Source organism: Pseudomonas eucalypticola (assembly GCF_013374995.1).
GTDB classification, from domain to species: Bacteria; Pseudomonadota; Gammaproteobacteria; order Pseudomonadales; family Pseudomonadaceae; genus Aquipseudomonas; species Aquipseudomonas eucalypticola.
Genome location: NZ_CP056030.1, coordinates 453,270 through 468,123, shown reverse-complemented (window position 1 = coordinate 468,123; position 14,854 = coordinate 453,270). Strand labels below are relative to the sequence as shown.

General features: G+C 62.8%; 18 protein-coding genes. 12 read left to right on the top strand and 6 right to left on the bottom strand.

Features of this window, described 5'->3' with window-relative positions:
• The first annotated feature begins 10 nt into the window (after positions 1-10).
• Positions 11-625, top strand: coding sequence for a TetR/AcrR family transcriptional regulator (locus HWQ56_RS02255; protein ID WP_158156392.1), 615 nt, complete (start codon positions 11-13; stop codon positions 623-625).
• An 82-nt stretch (positions 626-707) separates the two neighbouring features.
• Here HWQ56_RS02255 and HWQ56_RS02250 read toward each other — a convergent pair whose 3' ends face one another.
• Both HWQ56_RS02250 and HWQ56_RS02245 read right to left on the bottom strand, forming a co-directional pair.
• The gene (locus HWQ56_RS02250) at positions 708-1,535 is read right to left on the bottom strand and encodes a phasin family protein (protein WP_158156390.1); all 828 of its coding nucleotides are present in this window, start codon (positions 1,533-1,535) and stop codon (positions 708-710) included.
• Positions 1,536-1,545: 10 nt separating this feature from the next.
• On the bottom strand, positions 1,546-1,983 hold the full coding sequence (locus tag HWQ56_RS02245; RefSeq protein ID WP_158156388.1) for a phasin family protein: 438 nt from the start codon (positions 1,981-1,983) through the stop codon (positions 1,546-1,548).
• A 223-nt stretch (positions 1,984-2,206) separates the two neighbouring features.
• Here HWQ56_RS02245 and cptA point away from each other — a divergent pair, with 223 nt between their 5' ends.
• Entirely contained in the window at positions 2,207-3,943 is a 1,737-nt protein-coding gene (gene cptA / locus HWQ56_RS02240; protein WP_176569684.1) for a phosphoethanolamine transferase CptA, read from the top strand.
• Between the two features lie 40 nt (positions 3,944-3,983).
• On the opposite strand, the gene HWQ56_RS02235 is transcribed toward cptA, so the two are convergent.
• On the bottom strand, positions 3,984-4,262 hold the full coding sequence (locus HWQ56_RS02235; RefSeq protein WP_176569683.1) for a polyhydroxyalkanoic acid system family protein: 279 nt from the start codon (positions 4,260-4,262) through the stop codon (positions 3,984-3,986).
• Between the two features lie 138 nt (positions 4,263-4,400).
• Here HWQ56_RS02235 and ubiE point away from each other — a divergent pair, with 138 nt between their 5' ends.
• The 10 genes from ubiE (at position 4,401) to HWQ56_RS02185 (ending at position 12,118) form a co-directional block, all read left to right on the top strand.
• Positions 4,401-5,171 (top strand): bifunctional demethylmenaquinone methyltransferase/2-methoxy-6-polyprenyl-1,4-benzoquinol methylase UbiE, encoded by a 771-nt coding sequence (ubiE, locus tag HWQ56_RS02230; RefSeq protein ID WP_158156382.1) that lies wholly within the window; start codon positions 4,401-4,403, stop codon positions 5,169-5,171.
• The gene (locus HWQ56_RS02225) at positions 5,171-5,794 is read left to right on the top strand and encodes a ubiquinone biosynthesis accessory factor UbiJ (protein ID WP_158156380.1); all 624 of its coding nucleotides are present in this window, start codon (positions 5,171-5,173) and stop codon (positions 5,792-5,794) included. Before ubiE ends, HWQ56_RS02225 begins: the two co-directional genes overlap by 1 nt.
• Complete coding sequence (gene ubiB, locus HWQ56_RS02220; RefSeq protein WP_158156378.1) at positions 5,791-7,395, top strand: ubiquinone biosynthesis regulatory protein kinase UbiB; 1,605 nt, start codon at positions 5,791-5,793, stop codon at positions 7,393-7,395. The genes HWQ56_RS02225 and ubiB overlap by 4 nt, the downstream gene beginning before the upstream one ends.
• A 72-nt stretch (positions 7,396-7,467) precedes the next feature.
• Positions 7,468-7,869: a phosphoribosyl-AMP cyclohydrolase gene (gene hisI, locus HWQ56_RS02215; protein ID WP_158156376.1), complete on the top strand. Its 402-nt coding sequence runs from the start codon at positions 7,468-7,470 to the stop codon at positions 7,867-7,869.
• Complete coding sequence (locus HWQ56_RS02210) at positions 7,862-8,194, top strand: phosphoribosyl-ATP diphosphatase (RefSeq protein ID WP_176569682.1); 333 nt, start codon at positions 7,862-7,864, stop codon at positions 8,192-8,194. The genes hisI and HWQ56_RS02210 overlap by 8 nt, the downstream gene beginning before the upstream one ends.
• Before the next feature lie 24 nt (positions 8,195-8,218).
• On the top strand, positions 8,219-8,485 hold the full coding sequence (locus HWQ56_RS02205; RefSeq protein ID WP_158156372.1) for a twin-arginine translocase TatA/TatE family subunit: 267 nt from the start codon (positions 8,219-8,221) through the stop codon (positions 8,483-8,485).
• Positions 8,486-8,488: 3 nt separating this feature from the next.
• The gene (gene tatB / locus HWQ56_RS02200) at positions 8,489-8,944 is read left to right on the top strand and encodes a Sec-independent protein translocase protein TatB (RefSeq protein ID WP_158156370.1); all 456 of its coding nucleotides are present in this window, start codon (positions 8,489-8,491) and stop codon (positions 8,942-8,944) included.
• The gene (gene tatC, locus HWQ56_RS02195) at positions 8,941-9,726 is read left to right on the top strand and encodes a twin-arginine translocase subunit TatC (protein ID WP_158156368.1); all 786 of its coding nucleotides are present in this window, start codon (positions 8,941-8,943) and stop codon (positions 9,724-9,726) included. Before tatB ends, tatC begins: the two co-directional genes overlap by 4 nt.
• On the top strand, positions 9,723-10,430 hold the full coding sequence (locus HWQ56_RS02190) for a 16S rRNA (uracil(1498)-N(3))-methyltransferase (RefSeq protein ID WP_158156366.1): 708 nt from the start codon (positions 9,723-9,725) through the stop codon (positions 10,428-10,430). Before tatC ends, HWQ56_RS02190 begins: the two co-directional genes overlap by 4 nt.
• Positions 10,431-10,543: 113 nt before the next feature.
• Positions 10,544-12,118, top strand: coding sequence for a methyl-accepting chemotaxis protein (locus HWQ56_RS02185; protein ID WP_176569681.1), 1,575 nt, complete (start codon positions 10,544-10,546; stop codon positions 12,116-12,118).
• A 140-nt stretch (positions 12,119-12,258) separates the two neighbouring features.
• On the opposite strand, the gene HWQ56_RS02180 is transcribed toward HWQ56_RS02185, so the two are convergent.
• From HWQ56_RS02180 to HWQ56_RS02170, 3 genes are read right to left on the bottom strand one after another with little or no spacing between them, the layout of a single operon-like run.
• Positions 12,259-12,993 carry an amino acid ABC transporter ATP-binding protein gene (locus HWQ56_RS02180; protein WP_176572325.1) on the bottom strand — a complete coding sequence of 245 codons (735 nt, stop codon included), beginning with the start codon at positions 12,991-12,993 and terminating at the stop codon, positions 12,259-12,261.
• Positions 12,986-13,981, bottom strand: a complete 996-nt coding sequence (locus tag HWQ56_RS02175) for an amino acid ABC transporter permease (protein ID WP_425331930.1) — start codon at positions 13,979-13,981, stop codon at positions 12,986-12,988. Before HWQ56_RS02175 ends, HWQ56_RS02180 begins: the two co-directional genes overlap by 8 nt.
• Before the next feature lie 35 nt (positions 13,982-14,016).
• Complete coding sequence (locus tag HWQ56_RS02170; RefSeq protein WP_158156361.1) at positions 14,017-14,814, bottom strand: transporter substrate-binding domain-containing protein; 798 nt, start codon at positions 14,812-14,814, stop codon at positions 14,017-14,019.
• Positions 14,815-14,854 lie beyond the last annotated feature (40 nt).

Genomic DNA, 14,854 nt, shown 5'->3' with positions numbered 1-14,854 from the left:
GACCAACCGGATGAAGACCCGCGACCGTATCCTGGAATGTGCCCTGCAGTTGTTCAACCAGCAGGGCGAGCCCAATGTCTCGACCATGGAAATCGCCAATGAGATGGGCATCAGCCCTGGCAACCTGTACTACCACTTCCACGGCAAGGAGCCGCTGATACTGGGCTTGTTCGAGCGTTTCGAGGATGAGCTCACGCCCTTGCTCGACCCGCCCGAGGACGTGCAACTGACGGCTGAAGACTATTGGCTCTTCCTGCACCTGATCGTGGAGCGCATGGCCCAGTACCGCTTTCTGTTCCAGGACCTGTCCAACCTGGCCGGGCGTCTGCCCAAGCTGGCGCGGGGCGTGCGCAGCCTGCTCAACGCCATCAAGCGCACCCTGGCCTCGCTGCTGGCCAGCCTGAAGGCCCAGGGCCAGGTGACCAGCGACACCCAGGCGCTGGGCCAGCTGGTGGAGCAGATCACCCTCACGCTGGTATTTTCCCTGGATTACCAGCGCATCCTGGGGCGCGACGGCGAAGTCGGCGTAGTGGTTTACCAGATCATGATGCTGGTGGCCCCGCACCTGCACCCCGAACCACGCCAGGCAGCCGAGCAACTGGCGCTGCGCTACCTGGAAGGCTGAGCCCTCCCGCCGCAGGCCTGTGCATCGGCAGAAACAAAAACGCCCGGCCGTTGCGGGCCGGGCGTGTGGGCAGCACCTGAAATCAGGACTGCGGTGCGCTGGCCGGGGTCGACGGGCTGCTGGCAGCAGGGGCCGATGGCGAGGCGCTGTTGGCGGTGGACGCCGAAGCAGCAGGCGCTGCGCTGGCCGCCGGGGTAGCCGGCTTGGCAGCGGCAGGCTTCTTGGCGGCCGGCTTCTTGGCCGCCGGCTTTGGAGCAGGCTTGGCTGCGGCTTTGGCCGCCGCGACCGGCTTGGCTGCCGCCTTGGTGGCTGTCTTGGTGGCGGTCTTGGCGGCTGCGGCGGTTTTCTCCGCGACCGGCTTGGCCGCAGTTTTAGTGGCCGACTTGGCTGCCGAGGCTGCCTTGGCTACCGGTTTGGCCGCAGCTTTAGCCAGCGGTTTGGCCGCGGGCTTGGCAGCTGCTTTGGTGGCGGTCGAACGGCTGGAGATCGGCGTCACCGACTGCCCCGTCAGCTTTTCGATCTGCTTGGTCAGCGTGTCGACCTTGCTGTGCAGTTGCTTGACCTCCAGGCGGCTGGGTACACCCAGGCGCGAGATGGCACTGTTGAGACGCTTGTCGAACGCTTCTTCCAGTTCGCCCCACTTGCCCAGCGCGCGATCCTTCACTTCACCCACCCGCGACTTGGCGGTCTTGGCGGTTGACTTGACCGAGTCCACGCCCTTGTCCACCTCGGCCTTGGCCTCTTCCTCGGCCTTCTCGCCATCCTTGACCAGGTTCTCGAAAAGCTTACTGCCGTCATTGCTGATCTTGGAGTAAGCGCCTAAACCAGCCAGCCAGATCTGACGGGAGTATTTTTCAACCTCGCCGACCCAGGAGCTGCCTTCTTTCTCAACCTTCTTCTTGCCAGCCATCCTGCTCTCCTTATTGTTTACGCGCGACACGTTCGAGCAATGCCGTCAGCTCATCGAGCTTAGCAGAGAGTGTCTCGACATCATGTTTAGATGGAATGCCGATGCGGTTCAAGGCACTGGCGACGCGGGAATCGAATGCACTTTCGATGCGGTCGAGCTGCAGCTCCACCTTGCCCTTCACCGACTTGAGCTCAGCTTTGACCTCGCCCTTCACTTCGGCGATTTCGGTGTTGGCGGCCTTGATCTCGGCGTCGATCTTTTTCTTGCCGGATTTCTCGACGTCCTCGCCAGTCTTGATCAGCTCCTTGATGTAGCTGACGCCTTCCTTGCCCGCCTTGGCGTAGGCGCCGATACCGGCCAGCCAGATCTTGCGCGCATAGGAACGAACTTCGCCGGCGGCATGCTCCGCCGGTTCCTGGACCTTTTTCTTCAGGATCGCTTTTGCCATGGTGCACCTCATGCTTGGAAAGAATGGAGGATCGCCCACCCAACCGCAGGGCCTGAGCACACATTAATGACAAAAATTAGAATGCTCACCCTAAGTGCCGGTGACACTTCACCCTGTTTGCACATGCTTTTGACATAAATCTCACACATTGCCTCGTAGGATGCGGTTCGCTTTGTTTTTTGGGTGCTGGCTCCAGGCGCCTGATGTCGAGAGTTGAAAGCCCATGACCACCGCCTCTTCCGCCGTTCCACGCCGTACCCGCACCGATTGGGCAGGGCTTGGCTGGCTGTTTCTATTCTTCTGGTATTTCTCAGGCGTTACACAGGCACTGATCCAGTTCGCCGGCACCACGGGTTTCCAGGGCTTTCGCGACGCCTTCTTCCTCAGTGCCCTGTGGCTGATTCCGGCGCTGCTGTTCCCGTCCCGCACGAAACTGATCGCCGCGGTGCTCGGTATCGCCCTGTTCCTGTGCTCGCTGGGGAGCCTGTTCTACTTCCTGGTCTACCACCAGGAGTTCTCCCAGAGCGTGATCTTCATCATGTTCGAGTCCAACAACGCCGAAGCCAGCGAATACCTGGGCCAGTACTTCCAGTGGTGGATGGTGCCGACCTTCCTGCTGTATGCCGCCGTGCCGGTGTTCATCTGGACCCGCCTGCGGCCGGTACGCATCAACACCACCAAGGCCATCGCGGTCAGCCTGGCGCTGGTCCTCGGGCTGGTGGTATGGCCGTTGATCAAGGCGGTAAAAAAGAAGGGCAGCTACGAAAGCGGCATGGAGTCGTTCCAGGGGCGCATGGAACCCGCCGTGCCATGGCAGTTGGTGATCGGCTACAGCAACTACCTCAAGCAGCTGGACGGCATGCAGGACATGCTGGCCCTGGATGCCAAGATCCCGCCCCTCACCAACCTCAAGGACACCATGGCTGGCCAGCCGTCGACCCTGGTGCTGGTGATCGGCGAGTCCACCAACCGCGGGCACATGAGCCTGTATGGCTATGGCCGTGACACCAACCCTGAACTGTCGAAGATGCGCGACCAGTTGAGCGTGTTCAACGACGTGGTAACCCCGCGCCCCTACACCATCGAAGCGCTGCAGCAGGTACTGACGTTCGCCGACGAGGAACACCCGGACCAGTTCCTCAAGACCCCGTCGATCGTGAAGATGATGAAACAGGCAGGCTACAAAACCTACTGGATCACCAACCAGCAGACCCTGACCAAGCGCAACACCATGCTCACCACTTTCTCCGAACAGGCCGACGAGCAGGTGTACCTGAACAACAACCGCAACCAGAACGCGCGGCAATACGACGGCGACGTGGTCGAACCCTTCGCCAAGGTGCTGGGCGACAGTGCTCCACGCAAGTTAATCATCATTCACTTGCTGGGCACCCACGTGAGCTACCAGTACCGCTTTCCGCCCGAGTTCGCCAAGTTCACCGACAACGTCGGCGTACCGCCGTCTGTCACAGGTGAGCGCCTGGCTACCTACAACGACTACGACAACGCGGTGCTGTACAACGATTTCGTGATTTCGAGCCTGATCAAGAAATTCCAGGCAGCAGACCCCAACGGCTTTTTGCTGTACCTGTCCGACCACGGTGAAGATGTGTACGACTCGGGGGACCACACCAACCTTGGGCGCAACGAAGGCAACCCGACGTCAGCGATGTACACCATCCCGTTCATGGCGTGGGCCTCGCCGAAATGGAAGGCCGACCACGCCTGGGGCTTCCAGGGCGACGTCAACCGGCCATACAGCAGCCAGAACCTGATTCATACGTTCGCGGACATGGCCGGGTTGAGCTTCAACGAATTCGACCCGACCAAGAGCCTGGTCAATGACAAGTTCGTCGTGCGCCCGCGCCTGATCGGCGACCCGTACAACCCCAAGGCCCTGCGCGACTACGCCACCCTCGAGCCGAAAGCCGATACCGGCACTGCGGTGGTGCAGAAATAACCCGCGGCGTCCCTCTTTCCGGCAACAGCGGGAGCGCCGGTCAGGCCACCAGGGCCTTGTCCAGCGCCTTCTCGATCTCGCCCTTGATGGACGAACCCATGATCGAAAGCATCATGCCCAGCTTCAAGTCCACGCGAATGGTGTCATCGTCGATGCGGATGGTGCCACTGGCACCACTGCGCTTCACTTCCACGGTGTCGCCGTCCCAGCGTGCCTGCAGGTCGTATTCCCTGGCTAGTTCGTCCACCAGCACCTCGGCTTTCTGCCGGGCCGCTTCGCGCCCCAGGCTGTGTTTGCGCTCAACGCTGATTTGCGTCATCCGACCCTTCCCGAATAAGTGATAATGCTGCCTATAGTATCGCGGTTGGCCCGCCAAGCCATCTGCAACCCAGCCTTGCCAAGACAAAGCCGGCCATGGGGATTAGAATGGCCAGTAATTTTTTCCGGTGACAGCGATATGACCGATCAGCGCAAAGCCAGCGATGCCGAACCCACCACCCACTTCGGCTACAAGAATGTGCCCGAAAGCAAGAAGGCCGAGAAGGTCGCCGAGGTGTTCCACTCGGTAGCGGCCAAATACGACCTGATGAACGACGTGCTTTCGGGTGGCATGCACCGGCTGTGGAAACGCTTCGCCATCGAACTGTCGGGCGTGCGCAGCGGCAACCGCGTGCTGGACATCGCCGGCGGCACGGGCGACCTGACCCGCAAGTTCTCCAACCTGGTGGGCAGCACCGGTGAAGTGGTGCTGGCCGACATCAACGAGTCCATGCTCAAGGTCGGCCGCGACCGCCTGCTGGACCTGGGCGTGGCCGGCAACGTCAAGTTCGTCCAGGCCGACGCCGAGAAGCTGCCGTTCCCGGACAACTATTTCGACTGCGTGACCATCGCGTTCGGCCTGCGCAACGTCACCCACAAGGAAGACGCCATTGCCTCCATGCTGCGGGTGCTCAAGCCGGGCGGCCGCCTGCTGGTGCTGGAGTTCTCCAAGCCCACCAACAAGCTGATGTCCAAGGTCTACGATGCCTACTCGTTCGCCTTCATGCCATTGGCTGGCAAGCTGATCACCAACGACTCGGAAAGCTACCGCTACCTGGCCGAATCGATCCGCATGCACCCCGACCAGGAAACCCTCAAGGCCATGATGGTGCAGGCCGGTTTCGACCGCGTTACCTACCACAACATGACCTCAGGCATCGTCGCCCTGCACCGGGGCATCAAGCCCTGATGCTGTACAGCGGCCTGATCGCCAGCGCGGAACACGGCCTGAACCGTGTGCTGCGCCTGGACAGCACCGCCCTGCCACGGCTGGCGCGCCTGGCTGGCAAGGTCATCGAAGTCGATTGCCTGATGCCCGCCATGAAGCTGTTCATCCTGCCCAGCGGTGAAGGCCTGATGCTGGCCAGCCAATGGGCAGCGCCGGCCGACTGCGTGCTGCAGGCCCCGGCCAGCAGCCTGGTACAGCTGGCGGTCAGCCAGGACAAGCCCGCGGTGCTGCACAGCCCCCAGGTCGACCTGAGCGGCGACAGCGGCGTGCTGCTGGAGCTGGTGGGCGTGCTCCAGGACCTGGAGCTGGACTGGGAATACGAGCTGCAACGCTGGCTCGGCCCGGTGGCCAGCCAATTGATCAGCAGCCACCTGCGCCGCGACGCCGGCTGGGTACGCAAAGGCGTGGCCAGCGTGAACCAGAACATGGCCGAGTACCTGGCCGAAGAAACACGAACCCTGGTGGGCAAGCATGAAGCCGAAGCCAGGTTCGCCGAACTCGACGAACTCAAAGTCGATGTCGAACGCCTCGAAGCGCGCCTAGAGCGCCTCGTCCGATCCCTCAACTCCAGCGATAACGCATGAAGCTGCTTGCCGTCCGCCGTTTGTTGCGCATCCAGCGCGTCGTGATCCGCTACCGTCTCGATGACTTGCTATTTGCCCTCCCCCTGCCGTGGTTCCTGCGCATCACGCGCTTTGGCATGCCCTGGCGCTGGTTGCCGCGCAAGCGCCTGGAGCTCAGCCGTGGCGCTGCCCTGCGCCTGGCCTTGCAGGACCTGGGGCCGATCTTCATCAAGTTCGGCCAACTGCTGTCCACCCGCCGCGACCTGCTGCCTGAAGACATCGCCGATGAACTGATGCTGCTGCAGGACCGGGTGCCACCCTTCGACCCGCAACAGGCGGTGAAACTGATCGAAGAGCAACTGGGCAAGACCATCAGCGAGGTGTTCAGCCGCTTCGATGTCGAGCCGCTGGCGTCTGCCTCGGTGGCCCAGGTGCATTCGGCGCAACTGCGCACGGGTGAAGAAGTCGTCGTCAAGGTAGTGCGCCCCGGCCTCAAGCCGATCATCGGCCAGGACCTGGCGTGGCTGTTCCTGCTGGCGCGCTGGGCAGAAAAGTTTTCCGCCGACGCCCGCCTGCTGCACCCGGTGGACGTGGTGGCCGACTACGAGAAGACCATCTACGACGAACTGGACCTGCTGCGCGAAGCCGCCAACTCCAGCCAGCTGCGGCGCAACTTCGAAGACTCGGACATGCTCTACGTGCCCCAGGTGTACTGGGACTGGTGCCGGCCAAAGGTGCTGGTGATGGAGCGCATCTACGGCATCCAGGTCACTGACCTGGCCACCCTGGCCGACCAGCGTACCGACATGAAGCTGCTGGCAGAGCGCGGGGTGGAGATCTTCTTCACCCAGGTGTTCCGCGACAGCTTCTTCCACGCCGACATGCACCCAGGCAACATCTTCATCAGCACCGTGGCGCCGTGGAGCCCGAAATACATCGCCATCGACTGCGGCATCGTCGGCAGCCTCACGCCCGAAGACCAGGATTACCTGGCGCGCAACCTGTTTGCGTTCTTCAAGCGTGACTACCGGCGTGTAGCGCAATTGCACATCGACTCAGGCTGGGTACCGGCGGAAACCAAGCTCAACGAGTTCGAAGCGGCGATCCGTACCGTGTGCGAGCCGATCTTCGAGAAGCCGTTGAAGGACATTTCCTTCGGCCAGGTGCTGATGCGCCTGTTCCAGACCGCCCGGCGCTTCAACATGGAAGTGCAGCCGCAGCTTGTTCTTCTGCAGAAAACCCTGCTGAACATCGAAGGCCTGGGCCGCCAGCTCTACCCGGACCTGGACTTGTGGACCACCGCCCAGCCGTTCCTGGAACGCTGGATGCGCGAGCGCATGAGCCCCAAGAACCTGTTCCATAACGTGCAATCGCAAGTGGAGCAATTGCCCCACCTGGCCAACATGACCCGCGACCTGCTCGAACGCATGTCGCAACCGCATGCCCGCGACCCCTCGCCGCCGTGGCGCCAGCCCAACGAACGGCGCCTGGTGCGGGTGGTGGGTGGCGTGCTGCTGGCCGGTGGTGCCACACTGGCCGCCACGGGCGGTGCCATCGACACCCTGGCCGCCTGGCCGGCCTGGGTGATGCTGGCCGCAGGCCTTTACCTGGTCGCGCGTTGATAGCCAGCCGCCCATGAGGCTGGCACACTAGAGAGGAGTTCGAGCGAGTCGAACTCGTTGTCGGAGTCAAAAATGAAAGACTGGCTGGACGAGATCAACTGGAACAGCGATGGCCTTGTACCGGCCATCGCCCAGGATCACAAGACCGGGCGCGTGCTGATGATGGCCTGGATGAACCGCGAGGCCCTGGCCCTGACCGCGGCCGAGAACCGCGCCATCTACTGGTCGCGCTCGCGCGGCAAGCTGTGGCGCAAGGGCGAGGACTCCGGCCACGTGCAGCACCTGCACGAAATGCGCCTGGACTGCGACGCCGACGTCATCATCCTGATGGTCGAACAAGTAGGCGACATTGCCTGCCATACTGGTCGTCAGAGCTGCTTCTATCGCGTCCACGAAAACGGCGAATGGAAAACCGTCGACCCCGTGCTCAAGGACCCGAAGGCCATCTACCAGGCAGGACACAGCCATGAATGACACCCTGACCCGACTCGCCGAAGTGCTGGAGTCGCGCAAAGGCGCCGAGCCCGACAGCTCCTACGTCGCCAGCCTGTACCACAAGGGCCTGAACAAGATTCTGGAAAAGGTCGGCGAAGAGTCCGTGGAGACCATCATCGCCGCCAAGGACGCCGCCATCAGCGGAGATTACAGCGATGTCATCTATGAAACCGCCGATCTGTGGTTCCATAGCCTGGTGATGCTGGCTGCGCTGGGCCAACACCCGCAGGCCGTCCTGGACGAACTGGACCGCCGTTTCGGGCTGTCTGGCCACGCCGAAAAAGCCGCGCGCCAGCCTTCATAACGTATTTGAACGAGGAATTGCCCCATGGGTCTCTTTGACTGGAAACACTGGATTGTCATCCTGATCGTCGTGGTACTGGTATTCGGTACCAAGAAGCTGAAAAACCTGGGCACCGACGTCGGTGAGTCGATCAAGGGCTTTCGCAAGGCCATGAACGATGACGACAAGCCCGCCGAGCAGCCGGTACCGCCTGCCCAGCCCGTTCACCCCCAGGCCACTTCGCCCCTGAGCCAGCCACACACCATCGACGCCACGGCCCAGAAGGTCGAAGAGCCGATCAGGAAAGACTAAGTCATGTTCGGGATCAGCTTCAGCGAATTGCTTCTGGTAGGCCTGGTAGCCCTGCTCGTGCTCGGCCCCGAGCGCCTGCCAGGCGCCGCGCGCACCGCAGGCTTGTGGGTAGGCCGGCTCAAGCGCAGCTTCAATGCCATCAAGGCGGAAGTGGAGCGTGAAATCGGCGCCGACGAGATTCGTCGGCAACTGCACAACGAGCACATCATGTCGCTGGAGCAGGAAGCCAGAAAGATCCTGAACCCGATGCAGCAGGCGATCAACCCCGCGCCTGCACAGCCGCAGCCCTCGGCCGCAACCATCGAAACGCCCCCGCCCCCCGCGGGCGCCGACCTGGGCCGCGATAGCCACACCGCGCAGCCCGGGCATGCCCCCGCGGCCGGGCAGCCGATACCCGAGCAAGTTCCCGGCGAGCACACCCCGCCTCACGATCCGACACAGCCGCCGCGAGCCCCATGAGCAATATTCCCGAAAACGACCAGCCCATGCCGCTGGTCTCGCACCTTACCGAGTTGCGTACCCGACTGCTGCGCTGCGTAGCCGCGATTTTCATCATCTTCGCCGGCCTGTTCGCCTTTACCCAGCAGATCTACACCTTCGTCTCCATTCCGCTGCGCCAGTACCTGCCGGCCGGGGCGACGATGATCGCCACCGACGTGTCCTCGCCTTTCCTCACGCCGCTGAAGCTGACCATGATGGTCTCGCTGTTCCTGGCCATCCCGGTGATCCTGCACCAGATCTGGGGCTTCATCGCCCCCGGCTTGTACAAGCATGAAAAGCGCGTCGCGGTACCGTTGCTGGTGTCCAGCATCCTGCTGTTCTACTGCGGCATGGCCTTTGCGTATTTCCTGGTCTTCCCGCTGATCTTCAAGTTCTTCGCCGCCGCCACCCCGGCTGGCGTGGAGATGATGACCGACATCACCAGCTACCTCGATTTCGTCATGACCCTGTTCTTCGCCTTCGGCGTGGCCTTCGAGATCCCGGTGGCCGTGGTGTTGCTGGTATGGATCGGCGTGGTCGACGTGGCGCAGCTGAAGAAGATGCGCCCCTACGTGATCATCGGCTGCTTCGTGGTCGGCATGATTCTTACCCCGCCCGATATCTTCTCGCAGACGCTGTTGGCAGTGCCCATGTGGCTGCTGTTCGAGATCGGCGTGCTGTTCGGCGGCCTGGTGAGCAAGCGTGGCGACGCTGAAGAAACCAGCGACAAAGACGACCAGCCGCCAGCAACCTTGCCGTGAACCTGTTACTGCTTGAGGAGGCCGACTTCACCGCGGCCGACCGGGTGATCCTGCGCGATCGCCGCCTGACCCACATGCAGGAAGTCCATGGCGTGGCCGTGGGCGACAGTGTGCGCGTGGGGCGCATCGGCGGGCTGATGGGCCGGGCCGAGGTGGTGCGCCTGGAGACCCGCGAAGCGGAACTGCAGGTGGTACTGGACCAGGCACCGCCAGCCAAACTGCCGCTGACCCTGGTACTGGCCCTGCCGCGCCCGAAAATGCTGCGCCGGGTGTTTCAGACCGTGGCCACCATGGGCGTTGCCAAGGTGATTCTGGTCAACAGCTACCGCGTGGAGAAAAGCTTCTGGCAGACACCGTTTCTGCAGCCGGAGGCCATCCGCGAAAACCTGGTGCTGGGGCTGGAGCAGGCCCGCGACACGGTGCTCCCCGAGATCATCATCGAAAAGCGCTTCAAGCCTTTCGTCGAAGACCGCCTGCCCGCTATCACCGATGGCACCCTGGGACTGGTCGGCCACCCCGGCAACTACCCACCCTGCCCGCGCGCCCTGCAGGAACCGGTAACCCTGGCCATCGGCCCCGAGGGTGGCTGGATCCCCTACGAGGTCGACCTGCTGGCCAAGGCCGGCTTGCGCCCGGTACAACTGGGCGAGCGCATCCTGCGCGTCGAAACCGCCGTCACCGCCCTGCTCGCCCGTTTGTTCTAGGCGCCCAGGGCCCGGAAAAGTCCGATCCACGGTATTACAGAACCTTTGCACCAAGCCGATACAAGGTCACGCTAAGGCATTACGCCCTGTCTGCTCGCTAGGAGTGCAAGCGCATGTACCGTTGGATGCAATACCACCTTGGACATATCAGTGTTCGGCGCAAACTGATACTGGGCTTCGGCCTGGTCCTGCTCATGGCCCTGCTGACCACCAGCACCGGCTGGACCGGCCTCGATGCCTTGATCAGCAGGGGCGACAAGCTCAATACCATCGCCCACGTGGGTGACCTGACCCGTGACCTGCGTATCACCCGCCTTCAGGTCGCGACGCAGGCCGCCACCACCGACAAACTGCTGGACGTGCTCAATAGCCTGGATCGCCAGCTGGCCACCGCACGCCAGCAGCTGACAGACCCCGAAGACTTGAGCCGCGTCGACCGCCAGATTGAAGCCGCCCGCCAGTATCGCCAGGCATTGGACCAACTGGAGCAGGTGCAGAAAACCGGCAGTAGCGACAACACCGCCCTGTTCAAACGCTTGGGCGATGCCGGCAGCGTGCTGCTGGACATGAGCGACGAGCTGAGCAAATCCCAAACCAGCAAACGCGATGCCGATGCGGCCAATGCCCGGTTATGGCTAAGCGTTGCCGCAATCATGGCGGTGGTCTTCAGCCTGCTGGCCGGTTTTGCCATTACCCGGCAGATCGTTCGCCCGTTGCAGGCCACCCTGACGATCATGGATGAGGTAGCCGCTGGCGATCTCAGCCATGACCACAGCGTCGACCGCCGTGACGAGCTGGGTCAACTGCAGAACAGCCTGCAACGCATGACCGTGGGCCTGCGTACGCTGATCGGCGGCATCAGCGACGGCATTACCCAATTAGCCAGCGCCGCCGAAGAGCTTTCAGCGGTGACGGAGCAGACCAGCGCCGGTGTCACCAGCCAGAAAGTGGAAACCGATCAGGTGGCCACCGCCATGAACCAGATGGCCGCCACCGTGCAGGAAGTGGCCCGCAACGCCGAACACGCCAGCGAAGCCGCCGTGGCGGCCGACCAGCAGGCTCGGGAGGGTGACCGGGTAGTGAGCGAGGCCATCGAGCAGATCGAGCGCCTGGCGGCCGAAGTGGGCCACTCCACCGAAGCCATGGGGCAGCTCAAGCGCGAAAGCGACAAGATCGGTGGCGTGCTGGACGTGATCAAGTCCGTCGCCCAGCAGACCAACCTGCTGGCCCTCAACGCCGCCATTGAGGCCGCCCGCGCCGGCGAGGCTGGGCGCGGCTTCGCCGTCGTCGCCGACGAAGTGCGCAGCCTGGCCCAGCGCACGCAGAAGTCCACCGAGGAAATCGAGCAGTTGATCGCCGGGCTGCAAAGCGGCACCCAACAGGTGGCCACGGTGATGGACAACAGCCGCACCCTGACCGAGAGCAGCGTGGAACTGAGCCGCCGCGCGGGCAGCTCACTGGAAAGCATCACCCGCACGGTATCGACCATCCAGAACATGAACCAGCAGATCGCTGCGGCGGCCGAGCAGCAGAGCGCCGTGGCTGAAGAGATCAATCGCAGCGTGATGACCGTGCGCGATGTGTCGGATCAAACCTCCGCCGCCAGTGAAGAAACCGCTGCGTCCAGTATCGAACTGGCGCGCCTGGGTACTCATTTGCAGGGGCTGGTGGGGCGGTTCAGGGTGTGAGAGGCGTCCGCCCTGGAGGATAGGGCGAAGCTCGGGAATGTGGCGACTCGGTACGCCTGGCTTTACGCGGCGGCTAGGACGCGGCCGGGTCCGCTGCTACACGGACTGCGTAGTAGCGGACCTGGGGGCGCCGCGCGTAGTCAGAGCACTTGGCGCAGGAAGGCCTGGGCGCGGGGGTCTTTGGGTTCGGTGAAGAACTGCTCGGGCGGCGAGTCTTCCAGCAGTTTGCCGTGGTCGAAGAACAGCACCCTATGCGCCACTTCGCGGGCGAAGCCCATTTCGTGGGTGACGCAGATCATGGTCATGCCTTCCAGGGCCAGGGTCTTCATGACGTCCAGTACCTCGCCGACCATCTCCGGGTCCAGCGCCGAGGTGGGCTCGTCAAACAGCATGACCTTGGGGTCCATGGCCAGGGCACGGGCGATGGCCACGCGCTGTTGCTGGCCGCCGGACAGGCGTGATGGGTACTCGTTGGCCTTCTGGCCAATACCCACTTTATCGAGCAACGCCAGGGCCTTCTGCTCACGCTCTTTCTTGCTGCGCTTGCGCACGATCTTCTGCGCCAGGCACAGGTTCTCCAACACCGTCATGTGCGGAAACAGGTTAAAGTGCTGGAACACCATGCCCACTTCACGCCGGTAGGCGTTGATGTCGGTTTTCGGGTCGGCCAGCGACAGTCCGTCGATGCTCACCGTGCCGTCGTCGAACTGCTCCAGGCCGTTCAAACAACGCAGGAAGGTCGACTTGCCCGAACCCGACGGCCCTACCACTACCAGCACTTCGCCCTTGGCCACTTGCGTGGTCACATGGTCCACGGCCCTTACCACGTGGCCACGGGTGTCGAAGACTTTCACCAGATCACGTACTTCAATCACTTTGTGCAAGCCTCCGCTCAAGCCGGCTGGCAAGGTGCGACAGCGGCAGGTTGATCAGCAAATACAGGGCCGCCACGCAGAACCAGATCTCGAAGGTGGAAAACGAGGTGGTGATGGCTTCGCGGCCGCTCTTGGTCAGCTCGGTGATGGAAATGACCGAAACCAGGGAAGTGTCCTTGACCAGGCTGATGAACTGCCCGGCCAGTGGCGGCAGCACGCGCTTGAAGGCCTGGGGCAGGATCACATGGCGCATGGACTGGCCAGCACTCAGGCCCAGGGACCGTGCCGCCTCGCCCTGGCCACGGGCGATGGACTGCACCCCGGCCCGGACGATCTCAGCGACATAGGCACCGGTGAACAGCGACAGCGCCGCTACCCCGGCGAATTCCCGGGACAGGTTGAGCACAGTGCCAATGAAGAAGTAGAAAATGAACAGTTGCACCAGCAAGGGGGTGCCGCGCACCAGTTCCACATACACCGTGGACAGGTCGCGCAGGGTGGGGTTGCTGGACAACCGGCACAAGCCGGCCACCAGCCCGATGAACAGGCCGATAACGCCCGACACCACCGAAATCCACACCGTAGCCCACAGGCCCCACGCCAGCGGCCCCGCCGCCCAATGGCGGGTAACGCCTACCGGGTCACCTTCGGAGACATCGTCGCCCTGGGACACTCTCACACTGTCCTGGGCCACGCTGAGCACTTGCTGGTCGCCGTCCTCATCCTTGAGCGTCACCCGGGCCATCTTGCCTTGGGCATCGACGGCTTCGACGGTGCCGTTGCCAGCGGCGCGCTGCACGTCTTCGGCCTGGTAGGCAAAGTACTGGGGCACGCGGTTCCAGCGCCACTCATAGGAGATCAGCGACGTCGCGTAAAACAGGGCGACAGCCAGGCCCACCAGGACCAGCGCCGTCAGCCCATGCCAGGGCCACTGGGCTTTCTTGTGTTTGATCACTACTGCGTTCCGTAAATGCGAACGCGCGGGCATGCCCGCGCGTTGGTGTCAGACAAGGACGAAGGGGGTTATTCCATGTCCTGGAGCCACTTGGTGCTCTTGAACCACTTGTCGTGGATGCGATCGTAAGAGCCGTCTTCGTGGGCCTGGCGCAGGAAGTTGTTGATGAAGTTCAGGCTGTCGTAGTCGCCCTTCTTCAGGCCAAAGGCCAGCGGCTCGTAGGTGAACGGCTTGTCCAGGAACAGCAGCTTGCCATTGCCGGCCTTGTCCACGGCCACGACGTTGTAGGGCGAGTCGTAGACGAAGGCATCCGCCTTGCCGTTGACCACGTCCATCACCGCTTCCTGTTCGTTGTCATAGCCGTGGTACTGGGCCTTGGCCATCAGCTTGCGCGAGACCATCTCGCCGGTGGTACCCACCTTGGAGGTCAGGCGGTACTGGGGGTCGTTGAGGTCCTTGTAGGACTTGATCTTGTCTTGCAGGTCCTTGCGGATCAGCAGGGTCTGGCCGACCACGATGAAGGGGTCGCTGAAGTTGATGCGCAGGTTGCGTTCCTGGGTCAGGGTCAGGCCGCTGCCGATCATGTCGAACTTGTCGGTCAGCAGGGCCGGAATGATACCGTCCAGGCTGGTGGACACCAGTTCCAGCTTGACGCCCATGGACTTGGCCATGGCCTTGAGCAGGTCCACTTCGAAGCCGATGATCTCGCCGCGCTTGTCGGTCATTTCGAACGGCATGTAGGTGGGGTCCATGCCCACCCGCAAGGTACCGCGCTTGACCGCTTCATCGATGGCACCCGCCTGGGCGGAACCGACTGCGCCCAGCGCCATGACGCCCAGCAGCAGCATCGACAGATACTTCTTCATCACACCAAGTCCCCTAACTAACGCGCACAACGTGCCCGCG